A 24,436-nucleotide genomic window follows, 5' to 3' on the forward strand; every position below is an offset into this window, starting at 1 on the left:
TGCGCGGTGCCGCGATGTTCAGGAACAGGCCTGGAGCATTTTTTCGAGGGCCAGACGCGCGGGAATCCTGATTGCCTCGGCAACGTCCTCGGGACGGGCCGAGTCGATGCGTTCGAGCAGGTCGGCCAGCGTGTCGGGCGTGGTCTTGCGCATGTCCTCGCACCAGCCCATGTCCAGATGCAGGATGGTCTTGCCGCCTTTGTAGCGCGCCGCGAGCCGGTCGACAAGGCTGGCCTCGGTGCCGATGACCAGGGTGGAACCCTCCGGGGCCTGTTCGCACCAGCGGATCAGGAACGAGGTGGAACCGTCCGCGTCCGCGGCGGCGACCACGGCGGGCGGACTTTCCGGGTGCACTGCCACGAGGCAGCCCGGATGTTCGCGCCGGGCCTTTTCCACCAGCTCCGCGCCGTAGGCGTCGTGCACGGGGCAGTGGCCGGGCCAGAGCAGGAGCCGCGCCTTTGCCGCCGCATCCGCATCCGGGAAGGCCGGGTCGATGAGCAGGCGTTCGCGTTCGGAGAGGCCGAGCTTGTCCGCCGTGTTCCAGCCCAGGTGGCGGTCCGGCAGGAAAAGCACGGCGTCGCCCCTGTCCAGAGCCCAGCGCAACATGGTCGAGGCGTTGGCCGAGGTGCAGACCGAGCCGCCCGCTTCGCCCACCACCGCCTTTACCGCGGCGGAGGAGTTCACGTAGGTCAGGGGCACTATGGTGCGGCCCTTGCCCAGCGCGGCCAGGGTGCGGCGCACGGATTCGGCGTCGGCCATGTCCGCCATGGGGCAGGTGGCTTCCGGCTCCGGGGTGAAGATCTTCTGGTCGGGCCTGCGCAGAATGGCTGCGGATTCGGCCATGAAGTAGACGCCGCAGAAGACGATCAGCTCGGCGTCGAGCGTGTCGATGCGCCGGGCCAGCTCCAGGGAGTCCCCGGTGATGTCCGCCTGCGCGACGATCTCGTCGGACTGGTAGTGGTGGGCCAGGATGGACAGCCGCCCGCCGAGGCGGCGCTTCTGCTCGGCGATGCGTTGTATGGCGTCTTGATATGCGGTCATGGGTTTCATCTAGATCCGTTCGATGCGCATGCTGAAATCCGAGGCCGGGGCGGAGTGGGTCAGTCGGCCCACGGAGATGAAATCCGGGCCGAGCTGGGCCAGTTCGTGGATGGTGTCCAGGCTGACGCCGCCGGAAATCTCGGTTTCAATGGTGTCGGGAATGCCGGCCAGGGCCTTGCGTATCTCGTCCGGGCCCATGTTGTCGAGCATGATCCGGTCCACCCCGCAGCCCACGGCTTCGTCCACCTCGGCCTGGGTGCGGCATTCCACCTCGATGGGCGGGCAGGGGTCGGTGTTCTTGCGCAGCTTTTCAACGGCCAGGGCGATGCCTCCGGCGCGGTCGATGTGGTTGTCCTTGAGCATGCACATTTCCGCGAGGTTCAGGCGGTGGTTCGTGCCGCCGCCGCAGAGCACGGCGTATTTCTCCGGGTAGCGCAGGCAGGGCAGGGTCTTGCGGGTGTCCAGCAGCCGGGTCTTGGTGCCCTTCAGCGCCTCCACGTACCGGGAGGTCAGTTCGGAGACGCCGGAGAGGTGGCAAAGGAAATTGAGCATCACGCGCTCCGCCTTGAGCAGCTTGACGGCCGGGCCTTGCATGGCCGCCACCAGGGTGCCCGGAGAAACGCGGTCTCCGTCGTCCACGTTCAGGTGGATCTGGCATTCGCCTTCGCCGAATTCGAGCACCATGGGCAGGATGGGCAGCCCCGCGACGATGGTGGATTGCTTGGCCACGATGTGGGCCTGGGCCATGTCCGAAGGTTCGAACACTCCCACGGAGGTAAGGTCCGGTCCGTCCTCGGAAAAGGCGATCCGTATGGCGGCCAGCAGGAACATGCGGGCTTCATTCTGGAAAAACGTATCGAACAGGTTTGTTTCCATGAGCTTTCGGCGGGTTGAAAGTTTGTCGGATCACGGTCCCTACGCCGGGGGGAGGCGTTTCGTCAAGGCCAGCAGCCACGGCGCTTGCGGGGCTTCGAGCAGCCGTGGACAATATGCTTCCCTTTGACGTTGCTGGTCAATTAGGCTAGAGACCGCCCATGAGCTCGAACAAGGCCCCGCACGACTCCGAGGAACTCCGGAAGGAGATTCCCGAACAGGTGGAGTACCTCGGTCCCGACGCCGGAGGCGTCGAGGGCATGGATGAGGATACCCACCCGGCGGACGCTGCGGAGCATATCGAGCGGCTGGACATCGACGAGCAGGTCAAATTCGTCAAGCAGCTGCCCATCAAGGATGCCGCGGAATCCATCGCGGAGATGGACCGCCACGACCAGCAATCCCTGTTTCAAAACCTGAACCACGGGTTCGCCGCGAAAATTCTGGAGCAGATGGCTCCGGACGACGCCACGGACATCCTGGAAAGCCTTGACGAGGAACATCGTAAGGCTCTTTTGCGCCGCGTCAAGGCCAAGGAACGGGCGGAACTCCGCAATCTGCTGACCTTCCATCCGGATTCCGCCGGCGGCGCCATGAATACCGAGGTGGTCATCCTCGATCAGGCTCTGACCGTGGACCAGGCCATCACCAAGATGCGCGACGAGGTCGAGGACAAGGAGATCCCGTATTACGCCTACCTCGTGGACGAGGCCGGGCGGCTCACGGGCGTGGTCTCCCTGCGCGACATGCTCGTTGCGCGGCACGGCAAGCTCCTGCGCGAGCTGGTCAAAAGCCAGAATCTCGTCTCCGTGACCTACGACACCGACCGCGAGGAAGTGGCCCGGCTCATCGGCCACTACAACCTGCTGGCCATTCCCGTGGTGGATTTCGGCAACCGCATGCTCGGCGTGGTCACGGTCGACGACGTCATCGACATCATCCAGCAGGAAGCCTCGGAAGACATGCAGGCCATGGTGGGCGCGGGCGCGGACGAGACCATCGACTCGCCCGTCTCCTATTCCGTGAAGAAACGCCTGCCCTGGCTGATTCTCAACGTGGTCAACTCCGCCGTCTCCGCCTTCGTGGTCCATCTCTTCGAAGGCTCCATCGCCCAGATGGCCATTCTGGCCGTGCTCATGCCCATCGTCGCCAACCAGGCGGGCAATACCGGACAACAGGCCCTGGCCGTGATGATCCGGCAGTTGGCCGTGGAGAAGTTCGACCGCAAGCGCTCCTGGCTGGCCGTGCTGCGCGAAATGCGCATCGGCATGATCAACGGCTGCTTCATCTGTCTGCTGGTCTGGGGCGCGGTGTTGGCCCTGACGCGGAACCTGATGCTCTCCAACGTCATGACCGGAGCACTGGCCATCGACATCAGCATCGGCGCATTCGCCGGGGCGGCCATTCCCCTGGTCCTGCGCGAAATCGGACGCGACCCGGCTCAGGCTTCCTCCATCTTCCTTACGGCCATTACGGACTCGCTCGGATTTCTCAGCCTACTGGGACTGGCCGGAATATTTCTCTTTTAACGCCCGACATCGCTTTGCCGGGCAATGTCCCGGCAGCAAAGGGCCGCCCTTCCCGCGAGGAGAAGGGCGGCCCTTTGGCTGCGTATCGGCAAGGGGCTAAAGGCCGAACTGGGCCAGGAGATCGTCCACGTTGGCCTGGTCCACTTCCAGGCTGGGGCCGTGGAGCTGGGTGGTCTTGGATTTGACCTCCTGCTCGATCTGTTCGAGATCCTTTTCCGGCGCTTCCTCGCGGGTCTTGATCATCAGGCCCGTGGAGACGATCAGGTGCTGGACGATGTGTTCGATCTTCTTCAGGGAGTCGATGATGATCTTGATGCGCTGGCCCGTGAGATCCTGAAAGCTCATGGTGACCATGATCTGGGAGAGGTCGTTGCCGAGGTTGCCGTTGATCTCCTTGAGCTGCTCGCGGTCGTGACGGGTCACGCCGCCGGACTCGAAGCCCTTGACGATCTTGTCCACCACCCCTTGCATTTCCTGAAGCTTTTCGACGATCTCGATGATCTCCACAGCGGCTTTTTCCGTTGTCTGGAGAACCGCGTCGAGCTGGTCCGAAGCCTTGTTGAAGAGCTCCGTGGGATTGTCCTCGGCAACGATCTGCCGAACATCGCTTCCGCCCTTGGCCGTCTTGATCTCGGCGTAGATGTCTTTGAGTCCGCTCTGCATGTCGGCGTTGAGGCGGCGGTAGAGTTCGCCGTCCATCAATTCCTTGGAGAGCTTGCTGTTCAGTTCGTTGCGCAGGGCGTTGGTCACGGCGTCGATGACCGTGGGCGCGATGGCTTCGGTGAGGTCGCTCACCAGTCCGTCGAGCAGCACGCGCGTCATCTTGTCAAGCTGTTGTTCGGGCGTCATGGTCGATGTCTCCGGGCGGCAGGGGCCGCCGGGTTGCAAATCCCAGATTCACGCGGCTCAACTCAGCTTGCTGCGCCGAATCTGCTCCCGTTCCTCCTGGAAAACGAACTGCACCACGGTTTCGCGGTCATCCTCGCGGATGGTGGTGAATTCGAATCGCGCGATGCCGTCCGGGCCGCTCCCAACGACCTTGCCCGTCGCCGCGACATAGCGCGGCGGGGCGTCGGACAAAACCAGCACGATTTCCAGGACTTCCCCCTCGTTGAAATGATCCGCGGCCTGAAATCCGAGGCCCGAACCTGAAATATCCCTGACTTCAAGGCGCAAGGGATAATCTTCGCGTACGGACGCTCCCCCCTGCATCCCGATGAGCATGTCCAGCTTGCTGTCCAGCGCCATGAGAAACCGCGCCAGCGGCTGCGGGACTTGGGCTTCGGCGAGCTCCGTCTCCGTCATGGCTGCGGCGGGCCTGTCGGTCCAGCGAAAAATCGCCGGTTTTGCCGGATCATCCGATCGGCGCGCGTGGGCGCGCAAGCGAACGTTGACGCGCGAGTATGCGGGCCGGTCAGCCATGCGCGGACTACTCCATACCTCCGTTGTCGTCCAGGTCCACGGTCATGGCGCGCACCGGGCAGACCCTGGTGCACATGCCGCAGGCCGAGCACTTGTCCACGTCGAAACAGATGCGGCGGGTGGCCTTGTCGAGATAGAGGGCACCGGTAGCGCACATGGCCGTGCACAGGCCGCAATGCATGCAGGCGTCGTCGTCGCGGAAAATCTTCTGGGCGACCGGGGTGATGCGCACCCCGTTTTCCTTGAGATAGTTGATGCCTTTCTCGAAATCCTCCTCCAGACCGCTGATTTCCAGGGTCATGGCGCCGTCCTGGCGGGGGCTGATTTCGGCCTTGAGGATGTTGAAGCTCAGGTCGAACCGGCGCGCAAGGTTGCAGACCACGGGCCTGCCGGACACCTCGGGCGGAAACGAGAGGTACACTATTTTTCGAAAACCCTTGATGACTTCTTTCATTGGATTGAATCCCTATTTTCTTATGTCACGGCCTCGCGGCCGACGCAAGGCCGTCGGCCTCATCCGCCCTGCATGTATTGCCGGGCGCGCGCCGCCTCCGGGGTCGAGGGGTACTTGTCGATGAGATCCTGCAGAACCACCTTGCCGAGATCCTCGCGGCCCATCTTGTAGAAGGAAATGCCTTGCTTGAGCAGGGAATACTTGAACTTGGAGCTCTTCGGGAACTTCTTGATCACGTCCTGGTAGGCCAGAACGGCGCGTTTATAATCTTCAAGCTGGTAGTAGCACTCCCCCTGCCAGAAGACGGCGTTGGACACCAGGAAGTGGTCCGGGAAGGTGGTCACGAACTCGGCCCAGAGACGCCGGGCATCCTCATACTTGCGTTCGCCGAAGGCGGCGTAGGCCTTGTCGTAGAGGGCCTGGGCCGGGTCAAGCGCGTCGGCCTGCCGGGTCTGGTCGGGTGCCGCCGACGCGACGCCGTTGTTCGGCGCTGCGGGCGCATTCTGGGCCTGGTCGGCCTGGGTGACGGCCTGTTCGGCTTTTTCCGCCGGGGTCAGGCCGGATTCGCCGCCCGCAATGCCTGCGGCGTTGGCGGCTGCCGCGAGCGGAGCCGAGCCCTGGGGCGCGAGCTGCTGGCGGATTTTTTCGAGATCAATGGCCATCTGGTGCTCAAGGGCGAACTTGACGGCCTTCATGTCCAGGGCGAGGGAGGGAAGCGACGAAGCCGCGTCCCCGGAACCGGAAAGCTGGTCCAGGCGCTGGTTGATGTCGTCCAGCTGTCCCTGCATGGCGGACATGTCGGCCCGCAGGGCGTTGATTTCGACCCAGATGTCGGCCTGCTTTTCGCGGACCGGATTGCTGGTCTGCTCGATGCGGCTTTGGAGTTCCTCCTCCATCTGCTTGAATATCTTACGCGACTCCTCGCGATCCCGCCGGGCCTGCATTTCAAGCGTCTCCACCTGGGATTTGGTGGCGCAGCCCGAAAGCATCGCCAGGCTGGCGACGAGCAAGACGACAAAGGCGAGTGCGGATCGTTTCATCGGTTTTTTTCTCCTCTGCGTTTTCCAAAGAAGAGATACGCGAGTCCACCCAAAAAGGGAACCAGGACCGCGAGCTGGACCCAGGCCATCTTTTCTCCCGTGGTCTTGAAATTCCTGTGGAAGGCGTCCCATATGGAGTAGATGCTCAGCGCGGCGAAAGCCCCCACCACGCCGAAGAGGATGAGCCATTGCTGGCTGGTCATTTCGGATGTCATGCCTTTTCTCCCTTGGGGTTGCGGGCGAGCAGCCAGACGCCGACGCAGAAAAAGGCCATGGCCATGATCTGGGTGACGCTGAACGGTCCGGCAAAGCCGCGGTAGTCGTCTCTGTCGAATTCGATGATAAAGCGAAGCAGCGGAAATACGGTCAGATACAGGCCCATGCGCTGGCCCGCACGCGGGAGCCTGCCCCGCGCGGCCACAAGCAGCGCAAAGCAGAGCAGCGAGGCCAGGGAATGATAGAGCTGGGTCGGGTGCAGGGGAATGTCCAGCGGAGCCAGGGCCTGCGGGCTGCGGAAGGTGACGCTCCAGGGCAGGTCCGCAGGGCGGCCGTAGCAGCAGCCCGCGCCCAGGCAGCCGAGACGGCCGATGGCCTGGCCCAGGGCGATGGCCGGGGCCGAGGCGTCGCACCAGCGCAGAATGGGCTGGCGCTTGCGGCGCATGGCCCACCAGCCGAGGAGCACGGCCAGGACCAGCCCGCCGGAAAAGACCAGCCCGCCTTTCCAGAACATCAGCGCTTCGAGGGGATGCTCCAGGTAGTGGGGCAGGTCGAGAAGCACCCAGAGCAGCCGCGCGCCGACAACGGCCGAAATGAGGATCAGCAGGGCCACGTCCGGTACGATTTCAGCGTCGAGGCCCGCGAGGCGGGCTTCGCGGGATGCCCACCAAATGGCCGCGAGAAAGGCCATGGCCACGAACAGGCCGTAGGTGTGGACCGCGAGCGGGCCGAAATCAATCAGCGTCGGATACATCGTTCTGCTTGTTCCAGTAAGACAGAATGATGGCGCAGGCGCCCACGGTGATGCCGCAGTCGGCCACGTTGAAGGCGGGCCAGTGCCAGCCGCCAAGGTGGAAATCCAGGAAGTCGATGACGTAGCGATGGCTGAGCCGATCCACGAGGTTGCCCAGGGCGCCGCCAAGGACCAGGCCCAGTCCGCAGTTCATCAATCCGTCCTGGCCTTCCTCCTTGATCATGTAAAGGATGAACGCCACGGCGAGGAACGTGACTCCCACAAAGAATGGGGTCTGCCAGTCGATATCGCTGGTGTTCAGGAACCCGAAGGCCGCGCCCATGTTGTGGACCAGGGTCAGGTTGAAGAAGCCGGGAATCACTTCCCGGCTTTCCCAGAGCGTGAACGCGTCCTGCACGATCCATTTGGTGATCTGGTCCGGAACCAGGATCAGGGCGGCCCAGGCGAACGCTTTGAGGAAACGCGCCTTCACTTAGGCCTCGGTGAGCACCCGCGTGCAGCGCGGGCAGGTCTCGGGGTGATCCTGGTGCGTGCCCAGGTTGGCGTCGTAGCGCCAGCAGCGCTGGCATTTCTCGCCGGCGGCCCGATCCACGGCAATGGACAGTCCTTCGATCTCCTCGGAGGCGTAGGCGTCGGCCGGAGCGTCGGAATCCGGGGCGAGCACGGCTTCGGAAACGATGAAGAACTCCAGCAGGTCCAGCCCGTCCAGCTTCGCGAGCAGGTCGCGGGGGCCGTGCAGGGTGACCTTGGCGTCCAGGGATTTGCCCACGAGGCCGTCCTTGCGCTTGGGCTCGATGGCCTTGGTGACCTCGCCGCGCAGCGTGAGCAGCAGTTCCCAGCGGGCGCGCTCCTGGTCCGAGATTTCCGCCAGGAGCGGATCGAAGCGCAGGGCGAAGACCGTGGGCAGCGCCGGCTTGAGCGCTTCGGGGAGGTGGGAGAAGGTTTCCTCGGCGGTGAAGGAGAGGATCGGCGCCATGTTCCGGATCAAGGTCAGGAGCGCCTGCCAGGCAACGGTCTGGGCGCTGCGGCGGGGCAGGCTGTCCTCGCCCTCGCAGTAGAGGCGGTCCTTGACGATGTCCAGCCAGAAGGAGGAAAGCTCCACCACGCAGGTATTGTGCAGCCCGTGGTAGACCTTGTGGAATTCGTAATCGGTGTAGGCCTGCTGCATCTCGTCGTGGCGGCGGGCCATGACGTCGAGCAGGAAGCGGTCCGGCGGCAGGAGCTTCTTCACGGGCACGGCCTTTTCCGGAGAGAAGTCCGAGAGCACGGAAAGCAGGAACTTGCAGGTGTTGCGGATGCGCCGATAGGCGTCCACCAGCCGGTCCAGCGTCTCGTCGGAGATGCGGACGTCTTCCTGGTAGTTGGAGGCGGAGACCCACATGCGCAGGATTTCCGCGCCGTATTTGTCGATGATCTCCTGCGGGGCGATGACGTTGCCGATGGACTTGGACATCTTGCGCCCGTCTCCGTCGACCACGTAGCCGTGGGTCAGCACGGCCTTGTAGGGCGGCTTGCCCCGCGTGCCCATGCTGGCCAGCAGCGAGCTGTGGAACCAGCCGCGGTGCTGGTCGGAGCCTTCGAGGTAGAGGTCGGCGGGGTAGCCCACGTCCTCGCGCTGCTCGCAGACCGCGGCGTAGCTGGTGCCGGAGTCGAACCAGACGTCGAGGATGTCGGATTCGCGTTTCCATTTGCTGGCGCCGCATTTGGGGCAGGCGGGCACGCCCTCGAGGATCTCCTCCATGGGCGCGTCGAACCAGTAGTCGCAGCCATGCTCATGCGCGGCGAAGCGGTCCACGATCTTGAAGACCCAGTCCGGATCGTGCCAGGCCTCGTCGCATTCCTCGCAGATCAGGGCCACGATGGGCACGCCCCAGTTGCGCTGGCGCGAGATGCACCAGTCCGGGCGTTTTTCGATCATGCCGTGGATGCGTTCCTCGCCCCAGGCGGGAATCCAGCGCACGTCGTTGCGGATGGCCGCCAGGGAGCGCTTGCGCAGGTCGTTGGCCGCCATGGAGATGAACCACTGGGTGGTGGCCCGGAAGATGACGGGCTTCTTGCAGCGCCAGCAGTGCGGATAGGAGTGGCTGATGGACTTGGAGGCCAGCAGGTTGCCGAGTTCCTGAAGCTTTTTGATCACTTCGGGGTTGGCCTGCCAGACGTCCATTCCCGCGAAAAATTCCACCTCTTTGCGGAAGACGCCGCCGTCGTCCATGGGCGAATAGATTTCCAGCCCGTAGCGCTGGCCGGTTTCGAAGTCTTCGCGCCCATGGCCGGGAGCGGTATGGACGCAGCCCGAACCGGAGTCCAGGGTGACGTAGTCCGCCAGGACGATGGGCGAGGGACGGTCGTAGATCGGGTGCCGGGCTTCGAGGCCTTCCAGCTGGGAGCCTTTGATCCTGGTCAGGATCTCGTGCTCTTCCCAGCCGAACAGCCCGGCACATTCCTCGAGCAGTTCCTCGGCAAGGACGTAGACGCTTCCGGCGGCGCGTACGAAGACGTATTCGAAATCGGGGTGCACGGCCACGGCCATGTTGTCCGGGATGGTCCAGGGAGTGGTGGTCCAGATGACCACGTAAGCGGATTCGGGGGTCGCGCCGGAGCAAAGCTCCGCGACCTTGGGATCGGTCAGGGGGAAGCGCACGTAGATGGAGGGCGAGGTATGGTCCTCGTATTCCACCTCGGCCTCGGCCAGGGCAGTGCGGCAGTCGCAGCACCAGTGCACGGGCTTCTTGCCGCGCACCACGGAACCCTCGGCCATGAACCGGCCCAGCTCGCGGGCCGTGGCCGCCTCGTAGGCGGGCTTCATGGTCATGTAGGGGTCGTCCCAGACGCCGAACACGCCGAGCCGCTTGAACTCGTTGCGCTGAACATCCAGCCACTTGGCCGCATATTCGCGGCAGAGGCGGCGAATGACCGTGGTGGGCAGGTCGGTCTTTCCCTTCTTCTTCAGTTCCTGCTCGACCTTGTGCTCAATAGGCAGGCCGTGGCAGTCCCAGCCGGGAACGTACTCGGCCTTCAGGCCCTGCATGTTTCGCGACTTGACCACGATGTCCTTGAGAACCTTGTTCATGGCCGTGCCCATGTGAATATGGCCGTTGGCGTATGGCGGACCGTCGTGCAGCACGAAGCGCTCCCCGCCGTCGTTGGCGGAGGTCATCTTGCCGTAGGTGTTGTTTTCCTCCCAGGCGGCCAGGGTTTCGGGCTCGCGTTGGCGGAGGTTGGCCTTCATGGGGAAGGTGGTCTTGGGCAGCAGCAGGGTCGATTTATAATCGCTCATGGTGAAGCAGATCCTCCAAAGGCGTTGATTGCGGCGGAGCGTCGCGAAAGGCGGTGAACAGATTGGTGCAAGCGGCCCAGGAAGTCAAGGTTGAGGCGCGCTTAGACGCGGGGGGCTGCACAATACTGTGAAGAGGGATTGCAAAAATGTAGAAAATAAGGACGAAAAGGTCGATCGCTCGAAGGTGGGCAGAGCGGCGGCGTTCTTCGGAACGGCCTTTTTGCCGCTGTTTACGCCGGTTTCAGCTTTTGAGGCTGTTTTGGCACGGAGGATGCTAAGTTAAGAATACCTCCAGCCTTTCCCTACCTCCAGAATGATGGACTGAGGGCCTTCGGGCCCTCTCTCCGTCGCTTTCTTCAGCGCGCGGCGGCGCACGGGAAAATCCCCGGACGCGGTGTCCCGTCTACAGGCAGATCAAGCCTTCGATGAGCTTGGCCTTGGCGTAGATTTCGAAAACGTCCTCGGCGCTGGCAACGGTGATTTCCGCTGTGACGCCGATATATTTTCCTGTTCTCGACGGGCGCAGCGACACGGCTTCGTCCGGGAAAAGGGCTGCCGCCTGCTCGGCGTTATCCCTGGTGCCGATGAATTTGAATACGAAATTGCACGGCCACTCGTGGCATTCATTCAGCGTCCGTCTCAAGGATTCATATTTTTCGTGGGTCATTGCTGTCCTCTGGAGTGGAGATACGCCGCATCCGGGCGGGATGGCGCTGCCGACAAGTCTCGGCGGCGGTTGCAACCCATCTAGTGACGCCTCCGGCGGCTGTCAATGAAGAGGGAGAAAATACGACCATTGGTTGGTTGATTGCTTTGCCAAAACCACCTATTGTGCTACCATTCTTTGAGACTCGGTCGTGTCGGGAATGAAGTCGATCACCTCTGGCATCTGACGGAATTATGTACGGAAAAGCTAAAATCCTCATCGTAGATGACGATCGCGTAAACCTGAAGGTCTTGGAGGGGATGCTTCGCAACCTCGGTGCGGAGATTCATCTCGCCCTTTCCGGCGAGGACGCCCTTGCCCTTGTCGCGGAACACGATTTCGCGCTTGTCCTGCTCGACGTGATGATGCCTGGAATCGACGGGTTCCAAACGGCGGAGCAGCTCCGTTCACGCGACGGGACCGAGGACATTCCGATCATCTTCGTGACCGCCATCAGCAAGGAACAGAGGCACGTCTTCAAAGGCTACGAACTCGGCGCCGTGGACTATCTCTTCAAGCCGGTGGAGCCGGAAATCCTTCAGAGCAAGGTCCGCGTCTTCCTGGAACTGTATTGCCAGCGCATGGAACTGAAGGCATCCGAGGAGCGCTACCGCACCGTCGCCGACTACAACTACGACTGGGAAATCTGGTTTTCTCCCGAAAGCGACATCCTGTACACGAGCCCCTCCTGCGAGCGCATCAGCGGGTATTCCGCCGAGGACGTCGCCGCGGGAGGCGATTTCTTCCGCGGCATCATCGTCGAGGAGGATTACGAGTCCTGGCGGCATTTCATGGCGGACGAAATGCGCGTGGACGGGGACTCCTTCGACTTCCGCATCCGCCGCAAGGACGGCGCGGAGCGCTGGATCAGCCAGGTCAAGTTCGATGTCCGCAAGAAAAACGGGCACTCCCTGGGGCTGCGCTGTTCCCTGCGCGACATCACGGAACGCAAGAAGATGGAGATCCAGCTGCGGCATCAGGCCCTGCACGACCCCCTGACCGATCTGGCCAACCGCAATCTGCTCATGGACCGCGTCGCCAGGGTCATGGAGCGTTTCCGCCGACATCCCGACTATCATTTTGCCGTTGTCTTTCTCGACCTCGACCGTTTCAAGGTGGTCAACGACAGCCTGGGCCATATTTTCGGCGACGGCCTGCTCGTGGAAGTCAGCAAGCGGCTGCGGCAGTGCGTGCGCGGCATGGACACCGTGGCCCGATTCGGCGGCGATGAATTCGTCCTGCTGCTTGAGGAACTGGACGCTCCCCGGGAAGCCTTCACCGTGATCCGCCGCGTGCTCGATTCATTGCGTGAACCCTTCCTGCTCGAAGGGCACCGGGTCCAGACCACGGTCAGCATCGGCGTCGTTCTCGACGCCCAGCCCGAAGACCGTTCCGGCGACCTGCTCCAGAAGGCCAACATCGCCATGTATCGGGCCAAGGAGTCGGGACGGGACCGTTTCGACATCTATAATGACCGCATGCTCCAGCAGGCCGTGGACCTGATGCATCTTGAGAACGATCTGCGCAAGGCCGTGCTCCAGCAGGAGTTTCGAGTCTACTACCAGCCCATCGTTTCGCTCAACGGCGGCGGTTTGGTGGGCTTCGAGGCGCTGGCGCGCTGGAATCATCCCGAGCGCGGCATCGTCAGTCCGGGCGAGTTCATCCCGCTTGCCGAGGAAACCGGCCTGATCATCGACCTGGGCCGACAGATCCTGGAGGAATCCACTCGGACCATGGCCCGCTGGGCGCGTACGTTTCCCGAAGCGAAGAATCTTCAGCTTTCCGTGAACATCTCTGCCCGACAATTCCGAAACAACGATCTCGTGGGCGACGTCATCGAAGCACTGCGCAAATCCCGCCTGAACCCCGGCTGCCTCAAGCTCGAAATCACGGAATCCACGGTCATGGACGACGTGGAAACCTCGCTCCTGCGTCTTCAGAGCTTCAAGGAGGAGGGCATTCAGCTCTCCATGGACGACTTCGGCACGGGCTATTCTTCCATGAGCTATCTGCAGAAGTTTCCGCTGGACCAGCTCAAGGTGGACCTCAGTTTCGTCCGGCGCATTCTCGATTCCACGGAGAACGCCGAGATCGTGCGGGCGATCATCACGCTGGCGCACAGCCTGCGCATGGTGGTCGTGGCCGAGGGCATCGAGCTCGAGGAGCAGGCGGCTCTGCTGCGCGAGCTGAATTGCGAACTGGGCCAGGGCTTCCTGTATTCGCCGCCGGTTCCTGCGGAGGAAGCCGAGCTCTTTCTGCGGGAAGGCACCTTCCTGCCCCAGTCGGGCTAGTCCCTCTCCGCTCCGAGCTATTTGGACTTGTGGGTGAACACCCCGTCCCAGTCTTCCCGGGGCGGCTCGCGGAGCAGGTCGCGGCAGCGTTCCTGATAGAGCGCGTACAGGAGCAGGTCGGCATGGTGCTCCCGCAATTCGGAAAAGACGTTCTCCGCTTCCTGGAAGCGCAAGGCCCGATACCGCTCCAGGCCTTCGGCATATCTCTCCAGCTCGACGGCGCGCTTCGCGGCGTCCTCCCTCGTCATGGCCGTATAGATCGTAATGGGCTTGACCTTGCCCTTGACGCGGACTTTGTCCAGCTCCTGAAAGCGGAACTCGTCGCCGCAGGCTTCGGCGATGGCCTCGCTGACCACCAGGGGCTGGCCATAGTACTTGGTCAGTCCTTCCAGTCGGGAGGCCAGATTCACGCTGTCGCCGATGAGGGTGTAGTCGAAAAGGTCCGCGGACCCCATGTTGCCCACGCGGACGACGCCGCAATGCACGCCGATGCCGATGCGGATGGTGAGTCCGAATTTTTCCTGGAACAGCGCGTTCAGCTCCTCCAGCTTTTGGAGCTGGTCCAGAGCCGAAAGCAGTGCGAGGCGCTGGTGGCCGGGGACGTCCAGCGGAGCGTTCCAGAAGGCCATGACCGCATCGCCGATGAATTTGTCCAGGGTTCCGTTGCGGCTGGTGATGATCCTGGTCATGGGCGTAAGGTAGTCGTGGAGCAGGGCCGTGACCTGAGTAGGCGTGAGCCGCTCGGACAGGGACGTGAAGTTGCGGACGTCCGAAAAAAGAATGGTGACTTCTTTTTCCTGTCCTTCCAGGGTCAGGGATTCGGGCGACCTGACGATCTGGTCGATGACGGCGGGAGCCAGGTAATGCGAGAAAGCGCCGTGGATGAATTTCTTCTGCTTTTCCTCTTTCCAGAACTTGATGGCCGTCATGGTCATGAAGGTCAGAGCCAGCCCCAGAAGCGGGTAGAGCGGGGAAACGAAATATTTGGACTGCCCGAAGAGATACGAGGATCCTGTCCAAATGCCTACGGCTGAGCCGAACAGGGGGAGGGCGAGCCATGCGGCCCGCGCCCAGGTGAGCAGCAGCGTGGTCAGGATGCCGGCAATAACCAGGGCCAGTGCTTCCAGCCCCGGAGCCCAGGGCGGGATGTGGATGAAATCCCGGCTGAGGATGTTGTCGACGATGGTGGCGTGGGTTTCCACGCCGGGGTAGTTTTGGGAGAAGGGCGTGGTCCGGATGTCGCGCAGCCCTGCGGCCGAGGTGCCGATGAAGACTATTTTCCCTTTCAGCGCTTCGAGCGCGGCGGGGACGTCGCGCAGGATGTCTCCGGCGCTGATGTAGGGGTAGGTGCCTTCCTTGCCTCTGTAGTTGACCAGGAAGCTGCCTGCCCTTTTCAGCGGAATGTCGGTTCCTGCCGCGCGCAGCACTTCCGTGCCGCGTTTCGAGTAGCCGAGCAGCACGGTTTTCTTGCCCAGGGCCTGGAGCAGGGTGGCCAGGGCCAGGCTGGGGTAGACCCGGCCGTTGAAATTGATCAGCAGCGGCACCTGGCGGATCACGCCGTCCGGATCGGTGTCCGTGGTGAAGAATCCGGAGGCGGGAGCGGCTTCGGCAAGAGCGGGCAGCGGACAGACGACGCCGCTGGCCGTGGCCAGAAGCTGGTCCGTGCCCATCGCAAGGCCGGGAGTCAGGCTCTTGGTCGCCAGGCTTGTCGGGTGCAGGTGGCAGGAGTCGGCTGGCATGCCGCTCATGCCGCGCAGGGCGTCTTCGGGAAACAGGAAGGTGTAGCCGAGTACGAAGGGGCCGGTGGCCAGGGTCTGGGCAAAGAGCGCGTCGTTGTCGGCGAGGATGTCCGGGAGGCCCGTGAAGCCGGGCCGCTTTTGAAGATATTCTCCGAAGGTCCGGGTGATGTCGTCCATGATCAGTGCGGGCGAGGTCCGGTCCGGTTCGGCGAAGAGGATGTCCAGGCCCACGGCGAGCGCGCCCGCCTGATGGATCTTGTCCAGCAGGAGGGCGATGCGATATCGCGGCCAGGGCCATTGGCCGATTTCCTTGAGGCTGTTTTCGTCTATGTCGACGATGACGGGGAGTTCATGGATGCGGGTGCTGGCATGTTCCCGGAGAAAAACGTCGTATATTTTGTAATTGATGAATCGCAGAAACAGTGGTTGCTGAATGTAGAGCAGGAGCAGAAGGAACGTGATCAAGAAGCCGGTGGCAGGGAGGATGATCTTGTCGAGCTTCAAGATGTTGCGGAACAATCCTTTCATCAGCCGGTCCCCTCGCCCATGTGTTGCGAATACGTTTCCACCCCGTGTCCTCTTTCCGAAACAGCTTCGCAGCGTCGGGGAAAATGATGCCGGACTGGTCTTGTAGAACATATCGGCAACGGCAGACCCTGTCCAGCGGGCGGCATGATCTTGGGCGGATGATTTCGCCCCCGGCGGCGCTGTCGATGTCCGCGGAAGGGGCAGCGGGGAGGGTGGGGTCTGTGCACGCAAGGCGCGGCGCAGGGAAAGGTGTTTTGACAACGGCGCGGGCCGAGGATATGCAAGCCGTCCGCCGCCCGTCGCCGGAATCGCGGAAGCCCAGGAGCAGATCATGCCGTCCCTGAACGACGTTTCATATATAGATTTCATTCGCTGTCTTTCGAGAGCCATGGATCTCATCAGCCGAGCCGTGGTCAACCATCACGTGCGTGTGGGGTATTTGGCGGCCCAATTGGCCGGAGACGTGGGCTTGTCCGCGGAGGTGCAGCGCGACCTGCTTGTCGCCGGTCTGCTGCATGACGCGGGCGCGCTTTCGCTGAAGAGCCGACTGGACGCCCTGCAATTCGAACATGACGGCATGGCCCATGCCGAAGCGGGGTATCGGCTGCTTCGCCCTTACCAGCGGCTGCGCCGGGTGGCCCGCTATGTCCGCCTGCACCATACCCCTTACCGGGAGCTCGCCAGGAATCCTGACAGTCCCGCGGAAGCGAACATCCTCTCGCTGGCGGACCGCATCGATGTGCTCATTGAGCGGGGTGCCCCCTTGTCCATCCAGATAGAGCACATCCGCTCGCGCATTCAATCCCAGTCCGGGCTGGCGCTCGACCCCAGGCTCGTGGAAGCCTTCCTGGACCATCGTCCCGGCGACGCTTTCTGGCTGGGGGCGGAACAGCCGAACAAGGCGCTTTGCACCCCCGCGCCGGAGCGGCTGGAGCAGGAGCGGCTGGGGGTGGAGGAGGTCTTGGATCTTTCGCGGCTCTTTTCCCAGATCATCGACTTCCGCAGCCGCTTCACTGCCACCCATTCCAGCGGCGTGGCCGCGACGGCCGTGGCGCTGGCGCGCCTGGTCGGATTTGGCGACAGGGAGCAACTCTTCATGCACATTGCGGGAAACCTTCATGATCTCGGCAAGCTGGCCGTGCCTGCCGAGGTTTTGGACAAGCCCGGCGCGCTGGATGACCGCGAATGGGAACTCATGCGCGATCACGCCCTATACACCCACCAGGTGCTTGCTGATCTTCAGGGGCTGGAGTCCGTTGCGAAATGGGCGGGCGAGCACCATGAACGGCTGGATGGAAAAGGCTATCCGTTCGGGCTGGGGAAATGGGATCTTTCCATGGGCAGCCGCATCGTGGCCGTCGCCGACGTGTTTACGGCCGTGACGGAAGACAGGCCGTACAGAAACGGCATGAACCGTGCCGACGCTCTGGGCGTGCTGGAGGGGCTTGCCGCTTCCGCGCTGGACAGGGGAGTTGTGGATATGCTTTGGAAGAACTTCGACGAAATCAATGAAATCCGGCACGACGCCCAGTTCGAGGCCGCGCGGTTGTTCGCCGCGTTCGGAGCGGGCAAGGAGGCGGCGTGATCGCCCTGGAGAAACTGCTCCCCAAGCCGCAGATGTTTCGCCACGCCTTCAAGACGGCGCTGGCCGCATATCTCTCGCTGTTCGTGTCCAGCTGGATCGGTCTGGAATATGGCTATTGGGCGGCCATCTCCGCAGTCATCGTCATGCAGGCCGACCTCGGCGGCTCCATCCGGGCCGGGCTCTGGCGGCTGACCGGAACCTTCATCGGCGCGGGCGTGGGCATCGCCTGTCTCTGGATGTCTCCCCCCTCTCCGGCCCTTCTGGCCGCGGGGTTGTTCGTCGTCATCCTGACCTGCTCCAGCGTGCCGGGGCTGCGGGAAAGCTTCCGCATCGCGGGCATCACGGTCTGCATCGTCGTTCTCGGCACTTCGGCGCATCATACTCCACTGGCCGTAGGCACGGACCGATTCCTGGAAATAGCGGTGGGCGTTTTTTCCGCAGTGCTGGTTTCCGGACTTCTCTGGCCCGCGCACGCCGTGGGAATTCTGCGCAACGAGCTTGCGTTGCAATTGCTGGAAGCGGCTTCGCTCTACCGCACGGCACTGGAGCATCTGCTTGTCGGCGGTCCGGCCGTGGAGCGCAAGAAGCTGGACGGGCTGCTGGCCTTGACGCGAGGGAATAGAGAGCTGCTGGACAAGGCCCGGCGCGAGGCGTCCCCGTTCACCGGACGCAGAGCCATGCTGCTCGCACGTTTTGTGGACGCCGTGGACCGGCTCGTGGGGCACGCGCGGGCACTGGACCGACTGACGAGGGCCTTGCCGTCAGGCGGGTATCATCAAGAGGTACGCGACGACCTGGAAGCGTTGGCAAAAGCCATGAACGACACGCTGGACCATATTGCCGGGGATCTCTCCGGCAGGCCCGAAACCGGCCGCGCCCCCGATATCCGTCCATATCTGCACCGAGTCGAGGAACATTTGCAGGAATTGCGGGATCACGGCGCGCCGAAGGGATACCCGCTGGACGCCGTGGCGAATCTCTATTCGCTGTTCGAGCACCTCAAGGCCTTGGCCAAGGAATTGATCCTGCTGCGCGAAGTGCTGGAGCGGTCCGCCCGCTGAAGCGCCAGAAAAGGCCGATGCCCTATGGGCCGATCATTCGCGCCGCGTCCATATCTCCCGGCCGACCAGGGACGGCCTCTCTCCGAAGACCCAATTGCCTTCGAACTTGCCGTCCGTGAAGCGGAGCAGGGTCAGTCCGTTTCCGTCGGTGCCGTTGAACTGGAGCGCGAGGGTCTTGCTGGTCTCGTCGAAGAGGCCCACTCCCGTGTAGCGCTCTCCGTCCATGTCCGCCTCAAAGAGGTAGGTTTTCCCGACTCGCCAGATCGTGGCATTGCCGGAATAGGAGGGCATCGGGGTCGATTCGTCCGGATTCCAGCCGATCACGTCGTATTTGCCGACGGGCAGGGCGGCGGGCTCCTGGGCGGCGCAAGGCTGGGCAGCGGCGGAAAGGGCAATCATAAGAAGCAGCAGTAACCGCATTCGAGTCATGTTTTCCAATTTCTCCCGAAAATGATTCGTTAATGGGTCATTATAAGGAAGGTGGAAATGTCTCGTCCAGGAAAAAACAGACTTTTCCGCTTTTGTGACGTTCATCGAACGAAAAAATCACTGATCGGTCGCATGAGCCTTTAAAATCGGATTTCATGTTGACAAGGCCGAGGCATGGGCATAATTTTTTCGCAACGACCTTCAGCAAAGGATTCAGGATCATGCATCGCGACAGACTGACCATGCTACTTTCGATCTCCGCCGTTCTCGGCGTAGTAGTACGCGTAGTCGAGGCTGTCGCGTCGTAGCGGGATCGTAAGAATCATTGTACCCACAATCCCCTGCCGGCGCGAGCCGGCAGGGGATTTTTCATGAGCGCGAAGCGCAATCCATCCCAGCCGGCCAGCGCACCCAGGGGCAACCCAAGGAGGCGAACATGTTTCGCATGACCGGCGCGGAAGTCCTCATCCGCCTGTTGGAACGACAGGGCATTCAGACCATTCCCGGCATTCCCGGCGGGGCCAATCTGCCGCTCTACGACGCGCTTTCACGCAGTCCCGTGATTCGCCATGTCCTGGCGAGGCACGAACAGGGCGCGGGGTTCATGGCCCAGGGCATGGCCCGCGTCACAGGCAAGCCCCAGGTGTTTTTCGCCACTTCCGGCCCTGGCGCGACCAACACGCTCACGGCCCTGGCCGACGCCAAGCTCGACTCGGTCCCCGTGATCTGCATAACAGGGCAGGTTCCCCGCTCCATGATCGGGACGGACGCCTTTCAGGAGGTGGACATCTACGGCATGAGCATCCCGGCCACCAAGCACAATTTTCTGGTCCGCTCCGTCGAGGAGTTGTTGACGGTGATTCCCGAAGCGTTCCGCATCGCGGCTTCCGGACGGCCCGGCCCCGTGCTCGTGGACGTTCCCAAGGACGTGCAGTGCGCTGAAGTCGCTTTTGCGAGCTGGCCCGAACCCGGACTCCCCGCGACCCCGCGCGACATGCCCGCCGGGGATCTGATCCGTGCCGCGGAGATGATCAATTCCTCAAAACGGCCCATGCTCTATCTCGGCGGAGGAGTGATTCAGGCCGGGGCAGCCGGAGCGGCGCGCGCGTTTGCGGAGAAAGGCGGAATACCCACGGTCATGACGCTGATGGGGCTGGGGGCAATTCCTTCCGACCACCCGCTGTCCCTGGGCATGCTCGGCATGCACGCCGCTCCCTGCGCCAATCTGGCGCTGGAGGAGTGCGACCTGCTCATCGCGGCCGGCGTGCGCTTCGACGACCGCGCCACGGGCAAGGTCGAGCAGTTCTGTCCCGGAGCCAAGGTCGTGCACATGGACATCGATCCTGCCGAGCTTGGCAAGATTCGTCCGGCGCAGCAAGCTCTTGTGGGGGATGTGGGGCAGGCGCTCCAGGGACTCCTGCCCCTTGTGGAGGATCGTCCGAATCAGGAATGGCTGGATCGGGTGCAGGCGCTCAAGCAGGAGCAGCCCATGCGTCTGGGCGACGCCAAGGAAGTTCGCTCCGCTTACGGTCTGATCTTCGAGGCCGCCCGGCTGGCCGGACCGGAGGCCGTGGTGGCCACGGACGTGGGCCAGCACCAGATGCGCACGGCCCAGGCATATCCGTTTCGCACCCCCCGCCGCTGGCTGACTTCCGGCGGCCTGGGGACCATGGGCTTCGGCCTGCCCGCCGCCATCGGCGCTTCCATGGCCCGGCCCGATTTGCCCGTGATCTGTTTCAGCGGTGACGGCAGTCTGCTCATGAACATTCAGGAAATGGCCACTGCCGTGGAGCAGCACGCCAACGTGAAGATCGTGCTGATGAACAACAACGCGCTCGGATTGGTGCGGCAGCAGCAGGAGTTGTTCTACGAGGGGAATCTTTTCGCCTCCAGCTACGGCTGTTGCGTGGATTTCGTGCGCATCGCCGAAGGATTCGGAATGCGGGCGGTGAACCTGGACACGAGCGCCGATCCCGCCGCAGAAATGGCGCGGGCCTTTGACCATCCCGGTCCCTGTCTGATTCACGCCACGGTGGACGCCGCCCAGAACGTCTATCCCATCGTGCCTCCGGGCGCGGCGAACAAGGAAATGCTCAAAGGAGAGGAATATGCCGATGCCTGCGCATGAGACAATGTCTTCCGACGGCGGCAAATGTTGCGCCGTGCTCGAACTGGCGGTGCGGAACCATCCGGGCGTGATGACGCACATTTGCGGGTTGTTCGCCCGCCGCGCCTACAATGTCGAAGGGATCGCCTGCATGCCCACGGGAGACGGGAGCAGCAGCCGCGCCTGGCTGATGGTCAACGAGGATGAGAGGCTGGATCAGGTGGTCAAGCAGGTGGAGAAGCTGCACGACGTCATCGAGGTTCGCCGCCACGAAGGCGGCCACCCCGTGTTCGGCGGTTTGGAGCCGTATTTCAGGTCTTGAGTCCGGCTTGTCGGCGCGGCGCCCGCAAGACCGCAGCGAAGCGGGAGGAGCGGACGCCGCGCCGGACAGGGAGCTTCAGGCGGGCAGCCCGAGGTAGCCGCGCAGGTCGTCAAAGGTCAGGGGCTTGCTGAAATAATAGCCCTGGATCTGGTCGCAGCCGAGGCGCTCCAGGAATTGCAGCTGCTCCTTGTCTTCAACGCCTTCGGCCACCAGGGTCAGTCCGAAGTTCTTGGCCAGGAGGATGATGGTCTCCACGAGCTTGGCGTCGTTCGGATCCACCGTGATGTCCTGGATGAAGGAACGGTCGATCTTGAGCACGTCGATGGGCAGCCGCTTGAGATAGTAGAGCGAGGAATAGCCCGTGCCGAAATCGTCGATGGCCAGACGGATCCCGCGTCGGGAAAGGCGGTGCAGGTTGCCCAGGGAGGTTTCGAGGTGTTTCATGATCACGGTCTCGGTGATCTCGAATTCCAGATATTGGGCCGGGTAGCCCGTCCGCTGGAGAATGGCTTCGACCTGATCCAACAGGTCCGCCTGCATGAACTGCTTGGGCGAAAGGTTTACGGATAGATCCAGACGCCTGCCCTGGGAATGGAGTTCCATAACCGCTCGCAGGGCCTTCTCGAGGATGGTCAGCCCAAGCGGAACGATCAATCCGGTTTCCTCGGCCAGGGGAATGAACTCCGATGGGGGGATGACTTCGCCGCTCGGCAGAACCCAGCGCGCCAGGGCTTCGACTCCGGCGCAGCTTTCGTCCGGAAGCGCGATGCGGGGCTGGAAGTAGACGGTGATTTCGTCGCGCTCCATGGCGCGCCGGAGATCGGCCTCCAGCTGAAGCCGTCGCGTCACCTGCTCGTTCATCTCGCCCGTGTAGAGATGGTAGCGGTTTTTCCCGGCGTCCTTGGCCCAATACATGGCCAGGTCGGCGTTCTTGATCAGCTCTCCCGGGGTGGAGCCGTCATGGGGGAAGATGGTGATGCCCATGCTTGCCGTGGCGTAGAATTCCCGGCCTTCGAGGTTGAAGGGCGTTTCCAGGCAGGACATGATTCTCTCGGCCAGATAGATCACTGAGGATTCGCTGGAAATGTCCTGGGCCATGATCACGAATTCATCGCCGCCGAGCCGGGCGAGAGTGTCCGTGTCGCGCACCACCTGCTGCACGCGGCGCACGAATTCCACGAGCATGGTGTCGCCCAGGGCGTGGCCGAGGCTGTCGTTGACGTTCTTGAAGTTGTCCAGATCGATGAACAGGATGGCCAGACGGGAGTTCTGCCGCTTGCAATGGGTGATGGCCACTTCCACCCGGTCCATGAGCAGGGAGCGGTTGGGCAGGCTGGTCAGGGCGTCGTGGTAGGCCAGGAAGCGGATCTGGTCTTCCTGCATCTTCATGGCCGAAATGTCGTGGAAGACGGCCATGTAGTGCGTCACTTCTCCAGCGGAGTCGCGAATGCTGTTGAGACTCAGCCATTCCGGATATATTTCGCCGTTCTTGCGCCGATTCCACACTTCTCCGGACCACGCGCCTTCCTTTTCAAGGTTGTCCCACATGCGTGCGTAGAAGGATTGGTCGTGCCGATCGGATTTGAGCACGCTGGGCTTATGGCCGAGCACTTCCTGTTCTTCATATCCCGTGATGTGCGTGAAGGCCGGGTTGACCGCCACGATGACGCCGTCCGGGGTGGTCAGGGAGATGCCTTCGATGGCGTTCTCATAGATTTTCTTGAAGAGCAGCAATTGCTCTTCGGCGTTTTTGCGTTCCTGAACCTCGGCGCTCAGTTCCTGGGCGGCGGCCTCGATGCGATCCATGAAGCTGTTGAAGTGCTTGGCGAGCGTTCCGATCTCGTCCTTGCTGTCCCAGGAGACCCGGACCATGCGCCCTTCTTCGGCGTTGCAGGTTGCCAGGGCGGTTATCAATTGGGAGAGCGGCTGGGTTATGGATCGGCTCAGGATCAGGACAAGAGGCAGGGAAAGCAGCAGCGCGACCGCGAGCGATACGAAAAGCAGGGTGCGGATGCGGTTCACCGGGGCGTAGAACTCGTCGAGATAGCCGGAGCTGCCCACGATCCAGCCGTATCTGGGGATGCGGTTGAAAATCACCACCTTCTCCCTGGGTTCCTCTTCGCCTGGATTTTGCCACAGGTAGGTCAGCTTTCCGCTGTTGCTGGCCCGGAAGCCTGCGGAGAGTTCCCCTTTGCTGGCGTCCTCGAGGTTGAAGATGTTGCCGCTGAGGAAGGGGTGGATGATGATGTCTCCGTTTTCGGCAAGGACAAAGGCGTACCCGCTGTCGCCCAGCTTGATGGATTCGATGCGCTCGCGGAAGTCTTCCACGGAGATGAGCTTGACGAATTCGCTCTTGTAGGAGGTGACGGAAATGATCCAGTCCCAGGGCGCGAAATAGACCATGTAGAGAACCTTGTCCCGGGGAGTCGGGTCGTCCGGGTTCTTCCACTTGTATTCGAGATATCCTTCCTTGCGCTGCATCTGCCGCTGCACGAACTCGGCGTCGGATACGTTCGTACCCTGCACTCCCGGTTTCGGGTGCACGGTTACGAGCCCATTGGAGTTGACGCAATAGATGTAGCCCGTATCGGCGATGTGCTGGCCGACGAGGATGCGCCTTGCGTCCTGCTTGGCTTGCTGCTCCGTCAATTCTCCCTGGAGTTCGCGTTCGTGCAGGCGGGTGAGCGTCTGGAGGTTCGATTCGGCCACGGCCCGGAGGTAGTTGCGGATGGATGCGTCGGCCGCGGCTTCCACCATGCCCGTAACCAGGGTCGTGGAGCTGCGGAGTTCATTGTCGATTTCCTGCACGACGTTGGAACGCATGATTTCGTATTGGACGCCGAGTCCCACAGCGAAGGCCAGCATGAGGATGGCGACCACGATGCCGAGTTTTGCCCGCATGGGGAGATTTTTAATTAATCTGATCATTTATTCGGTAAGGTGCGATCGCCAGCTTGTTTTTGGGACGAACTCCGACTCTGAGGCGCGAGCCTGCTCCGACTGATACTCCACATGGAACCGTTCGCGCAATCCGTCGAAGGTCTGAGAATAGGGGGGTATAA

20 protein-coding genes are annotated in these 24,436 nt (G+C 62.5%); 6 read left to right on the forward strand and 14 right to left on the reverse strand.

Going from position 1 to position 24,436, the window contains the following annotated elements; genetic code table 11:
• Positions 1 to 18 precede the first annotated feature (18 nt).
• Positions 19 to 1,041 carry a quinolinate synthase NadA gene (gene nadA, locus G452_RS0113500; RefSeq protein ID WP_027189259.1) on the reverse strand — a complete coding sequence of 341 codons (1,023 nt, stop codon included), beginning with the start codon at positions 1,039 to 1,041 and terminating at the stop codon, positions 19 to 21.
• A gap of 9 nt (positions 1,042 to 1,050) precedes the next feature.
• Entirely contained in the window at positions 1,051 to 1,917 is an 867-nt protein-coding gene (gene nadC / locus G452_RS0113505; RefSeq protein WP_022662791.1) for a carboxylating nicotinate-nucleotide diphosphorylase, read from the reverse strand.
• A gap of 158 nt (positions 1,918 to 2,075) precedes the next feature.
• On the opposite strand from nadC, the gene mgtE reads away from it, so the two are divergent.
• The gene (gene mgtE, locus G452_RS0113510; protein ID WP_022662792.1) at positions 2,076 to 3,443 is read left to right on the forward strand and encodes a magnesium transporter; all 1,368 of its coding nucleotides are present in this window, start codon (positions 2,076 to 2,078) and stop codon (positions 3,441 to 3,443) included.
• A gap of 96 nt (positions 3,444 to 3,539) precedes the next feature.
• On the opposite strand, the gene G452_RS0113515 is transcribed toward mgtE, so the two are convergent.
• From G452_RS0113515 to G452_RS0113555, 9 genes are all read right to left on the reverse strand, one after another.
• On the reverse strand, positions 3,540 to 4,292 hold the full coding sequence (locus G452_RS0113515; RefSeq protein WP_022662794.1) for a protein phosphatase CheZ: 753 nt from the start codon (positions 4,290 to 4,292) through the stop codon (positions 3,540 to 3,542).
• A gap of 57 nt (positions 4,293 to 4,349) precedes the next feature.
• On the reverse strand, positions 4,350 to 4,748 hold the full coding sequence (locus G452_RS0113520) for a PilZ domain-containing protein (protein ID WP_162141309.1): 399 nt from the start codon (positions 4,746 to 4,748) through the stop codon (positions 4,350 to 4,352).
• A 124-nt stretch (positions 4,749 to 4,872) separates the two neighbouring features.
• On the reverse strand, positions 4,873 to 5,319 hold the full coding sequence (locus tag G452_RS0113525) for an NIL domain-containing protein (RefSeq protein ID WP_022662796.1): 447 nt from the start codon (positions 5,317 to 5,319) through the stop codon (positions 4,873 to 4,875).
• A gap of 59 nt (positions 5,320 to 5,378) precedes the next feature.
• Positions 5,379 to 6,359, reverse strand: coding sequence for a tol-pal system protein YbgF (gene ybgF / locus G452_RS19585; RefSeq protein ID WP_022662797.1), 981 nt, complete (start codon positions 6,357 to 6,359; stop codon positions 5,379 to 5,381).
• Positions 6,356 to 6,574, reverse strand: a complete 219-nt coding sequence (locus tag G452_RS0113535; protein WP_022662798.1) for a PLD nuclease N-terminal domain-containing protein — start codon at positions 6,572 to 6,574, stop codon at positions 6,356 to 6,358. The genes ybgF and G452_RS0113535 overlap by 4 nt, the downstream gene beginning before the upstream one ends.
• Entirely contained in the window at positions 6,571 to 7,329 is a 759-nt protein-coding gene (gene lgt, locus G452_RS0113540; protein ID WP_022662799.1) for a prolipoprotein diacylglyceryl transferase, read from the reverse strand. The genes G452_RS0113535 and lgt overlap by 4 nt, the downstream gene beginning before the upstream one ends.
• Complete coding sequence (lspA, locus tag G452_RS0113545; protein WP_022662800.1) at positions 7,310 to 7,801, reverse strand: signal peptidase II; 492 nt, start codon at positions 7,799 to 7,801, stop codon at positions 7,310 to 7,312. Before lspA ends, lgt begins: the two co-directional genes overlap by 20 nt.
• Entirely contained in the window at positions 7,802 to 10,606 is a 2,805-nt protein-coding gene (gene ileS, locus G452_RS0113550) for an isoleucine--tRNA ligase (RefSeq protein ID WP_022662801.1), read from the reverse strand. It abuts the gene before it with no gap.
• Between the two features lie 403 nt (positions 10,607 to 11,009).
• A complete protein-coding gene (locus G452_RS0113555; protein ID WP_022662802.1) occupies positions 11,010 to 11,273 on the reverse strand; it encodes a DUF493 domain-containing protein in 264 nt (87 codons plus the stop codon).
• Positions 11,274 to 11,506: 233 nt separating this feature from the next.
• Here G452_RS0113555 and G452_RS0113560 point away from each other — a divergent pair, with 233 nt between their 5' ends.
• Positions 11,507 to 13,603, forward strand: coding sequence for a putative bifunctional diguanylate cyclase/phosphodiesterase (locus tag G452_RS0113560; RefSeq protein WP_022662803.1), 2,097 nt, complete (start codon positions 11,507 to 11,509; stop codon positions 13,601 to 13,603).
• A 17-nt stretch (positions 13,604 to 13,620) separates the two neighbouring features.
• Here the strand turns inward: G452_RS0113560 and G452_RS0113565 are convergent, their stop codons facing one another.
• Positions 13,621 to 15,870 carry a CHASE2 domain-containing protein gene (locus G452_RS0113565; RefSeq protein ID WP_022662804.1) on the reverse strand — a complete coding sequence of 750 codons (2,250 nt, stop codon included), beginning with the start codon at positions 15,868 to 15,870 and terminating at the stop codon, positions 13,621 to 13,623.
• A gap of 388 nt (positions 15,871 to 16,258) precedes the next feature.
• Here G452_RS0113565 and G452_RS0113570 point away from each other — a divergent pair, with 388 nt between their 5' ends.
• Positions 16,259 to 17,455 carry an HD domain-containing phosphohydrolase gene (locus G452_RS0113570; RefSeq protein WP_162141310.1) on the forward strand — a complete coding sequence of 399 codons (1,197 nt, stop codon included), beginning with the start codon at positions 16,259 to 16,261 and terminating at the stop codon, positions 17,453 to 17,455.
• Positions 17,452 to 18,516 (forward strand): FUSC family protein, encoded by a 1,065-nt coding sequence (locus G452_RS20755; RefSeq protein WP_022662806.1) that lies wholly within the window; start codon positions 17,452 to 17,454, stop codon positions 18,514 to 18,516. The genes G452_RS0113570 and G452_RS20755 overlap by 4 nt, the downstream gene beginning before the upstream one ends.
• Positions 18,517 to 18,549: 33 nt before the next feature.
• Here G452_RS20755 and G452_RS0113580 read toward each other — a convergent pair whose 3' ends face one another.
• Positions 18,550 to 18,936 carry a hypothetical protein gene (locus G452_RS0113580; RefSeq protein WP_155887726.1) on the reverse strand — a complete coding sequence of 129 codons (387 nt, stop codon included), beginning with the start codon at positions 18,934 to 18,936 and terminating at the stop codon, positions 18,550 to 18,552.
• A gap of 445 nt (positions 18,937 to 19,381) precedes the next feature.
• On the opposite strand from G452_RS0113580, the gene ilvB reads away from it, so the two are divergent.
• Positions 19,382 to 21,073, forward strand: a complete 1,692-nt coding sequence (gene ilvB / locus G452_RS0113585) for an acetolactate synthase large subunit (protein WP_022662808.1) — start codon at positions 19,382 to 19,384, stop codon at positions 21,071 to 21,073.
• A complete protein-coding gene (gene ilvN / locus G452_RS0113590) occupies positions 21,054 to 21,374 on the forward strand; it encodes an acetolactate synthase small subunit (RefSeq protein ID WP_268744045.1) in 321 nt (106 codons plus the stop codon). Before ilvB ends, ilvN begins: the two co-directional genes overlap by 20 nt.
• Before the next feature lie 75 nt (positions 21,375 to 21,449).
• On the opposite strand, the gene G452_RS0113595 is transcribed toward ilvN, so the two are convergent.
• Positions 21,450 to 24,275 (reverse strand): EAL domain-containing protein, encoded by a 2,826-nt coding sequence (locus tag G452_RS0113595; protein ID WP_051142058.1) that lies wholly within the window; start codon positions 24,273 to 24,275, stop codon positions 21,450 to 21,452.
• Between the last annotated feature and the right edge of the window lie 161 nt (positions 24,276 to 24,436).

Origin of the sequence: Paucidesulfovibrio longus DSM 6739, from assembly GCF_000420485.1 — a bacterium.
Lineage (GTDB): Bacteria > Desulfobacterota > Desulfovibrionia > Desulfovibrionales > Desulfovibrionaceae > Paucidesulfovibrio > Paucidesulfovibrio longus.

What these genes read in the sequence shown, in the direction of transcription:
- G452_RS0113535 (WP_022662798.1), bottom strand. Translation starts at nt 6,574, where the DNA reads ATGACATCCGAAATGACCAGCCAGCAATGGCTCATCCTCTTCGGCGTG.
- G452_RS0113570 (WP_162141310.1), top strand. Translation starts at nt 16,259, where the DNA reads ATGGATCTCATCAGCCGAGCCGTGGTCAACCATCACGTGCGTGTGGGG.
- G452_RS0113560 (WP_022662803.1), top strand. Translation starts at nt 11,507, where the DNA reads ATGTACGGAAAAGCTAAAATCCTCATCGTAGATGACGATCGCGTAAAC.
- lgt (WP_022662799.1), bottom strand. Translation starts at nt 7,329, where the DNA reads ATGTATCCGACGCTGATTGATTTCGGCCCGCTCGCGGTCCACACCTAC.
- nadC (WP_022662791.1), bottom strand. Translation starts at nt 1,917, where the DNA reads ATGGAAACAAACCTGTTCGATACGTTTTTCCAGAATGAAGCCCGCATG.
- ileS (WP_022662801.1), bottom strand. Translation starts at nt 10,606, where the DNA reads ATGAGCGATTATAAATCGACCCTGCTGCTGCCCAAGACCACCTTCCCC.
- ybgF (WP_022662797.1), bottom strand. Translation starts at nt 6,359, where the DNA reads ATGAAACGATCCGCACTCGCCTTTGTCGTCTTGCTCGTCGCCAGCCTG.
- G452_RS0113515 (WP_022662794.1), bottom strand. Translation starts at nt 4,292, where the DNA reads ATGACGCCCGAACAACAGCTTGACAAGATGACGCGCGTGCTGCTCGAC.
- nadA (WP_027189259.1), bottom strand. Translation starts at nt 1,041, where the DNA reads ATGACCGCATATCAAGACGCCATACAACGCATCGCCGAGCAGAAGCGC.
- G452_RS0113580 (WP_155887726.1), bottom strand. Translation starts at nt 18,936, where the DNA reads ATGCGGTTACTGCTGCTTCTTATGATTGCCCTTTCCGCCGCTGCCCAG.
- G452_RS0113595 (WP_051142058.1), bottom strand. Translation starts at nt 24,275, where the DNA reads ATGCGGGCAAAACTCGGCATCGTGGTCGCCATCCTCATGCTGGCCTTC.
- G452_RS0113565 (WP_022662804.1), bottom strand. Translation starts at nt 15,870, where the DNA reads ATGAAAGGATTGTTCCGCAACATCTTGAAGCTCGACAAGATCATCCTC.
- G452_RS0113525 (WP_022662796.1), bottom strand. Translation starts at nt 5,319, where the DNA reads ATGAAAGAAGTCATCAAGGGTTTTCGAAAAATAGTGTACCTCTCGTTT.
- G452_RS0113555 (WP_022662802.1), bottom strand. Translation starts at nt 11,273, where the DNA reads ATGACCCACGAAAAATATGAATCCTTGAGACGGACGCTGAATGAATGC.
- G452_RS0113520 (WP_162141309.1), bottom strand. Translation starts at nt 4,748, where the DNA reads ATGACGGAGACGGAGCTCGCCGAAGCCCAAGTCCCGCAGCCGCTGGCG.
- ilvN (WP_268744045.1), top strand. Translation starts at nt 21,054, where the DNA reads ATGCCGATGCCTGCGCATGAGACAATGTCTTCCGACGGCGGCAAATGT.
- mgtE (WP_022662792.1), top strand. Translation starts at nt 2,076, where the DNA reads ATGAGCTCGAACAAGGCCCCGCACGACTCCGAGGAACTCCGGAAGGAG.
- ilvB (WP_022662808.1), top strand. Translation starts at nt 19,382, where the DNA reads ATGTTTCGCATGACCGGCGCGGAAGTCCTCATCCGCCTGTTGGAACGA.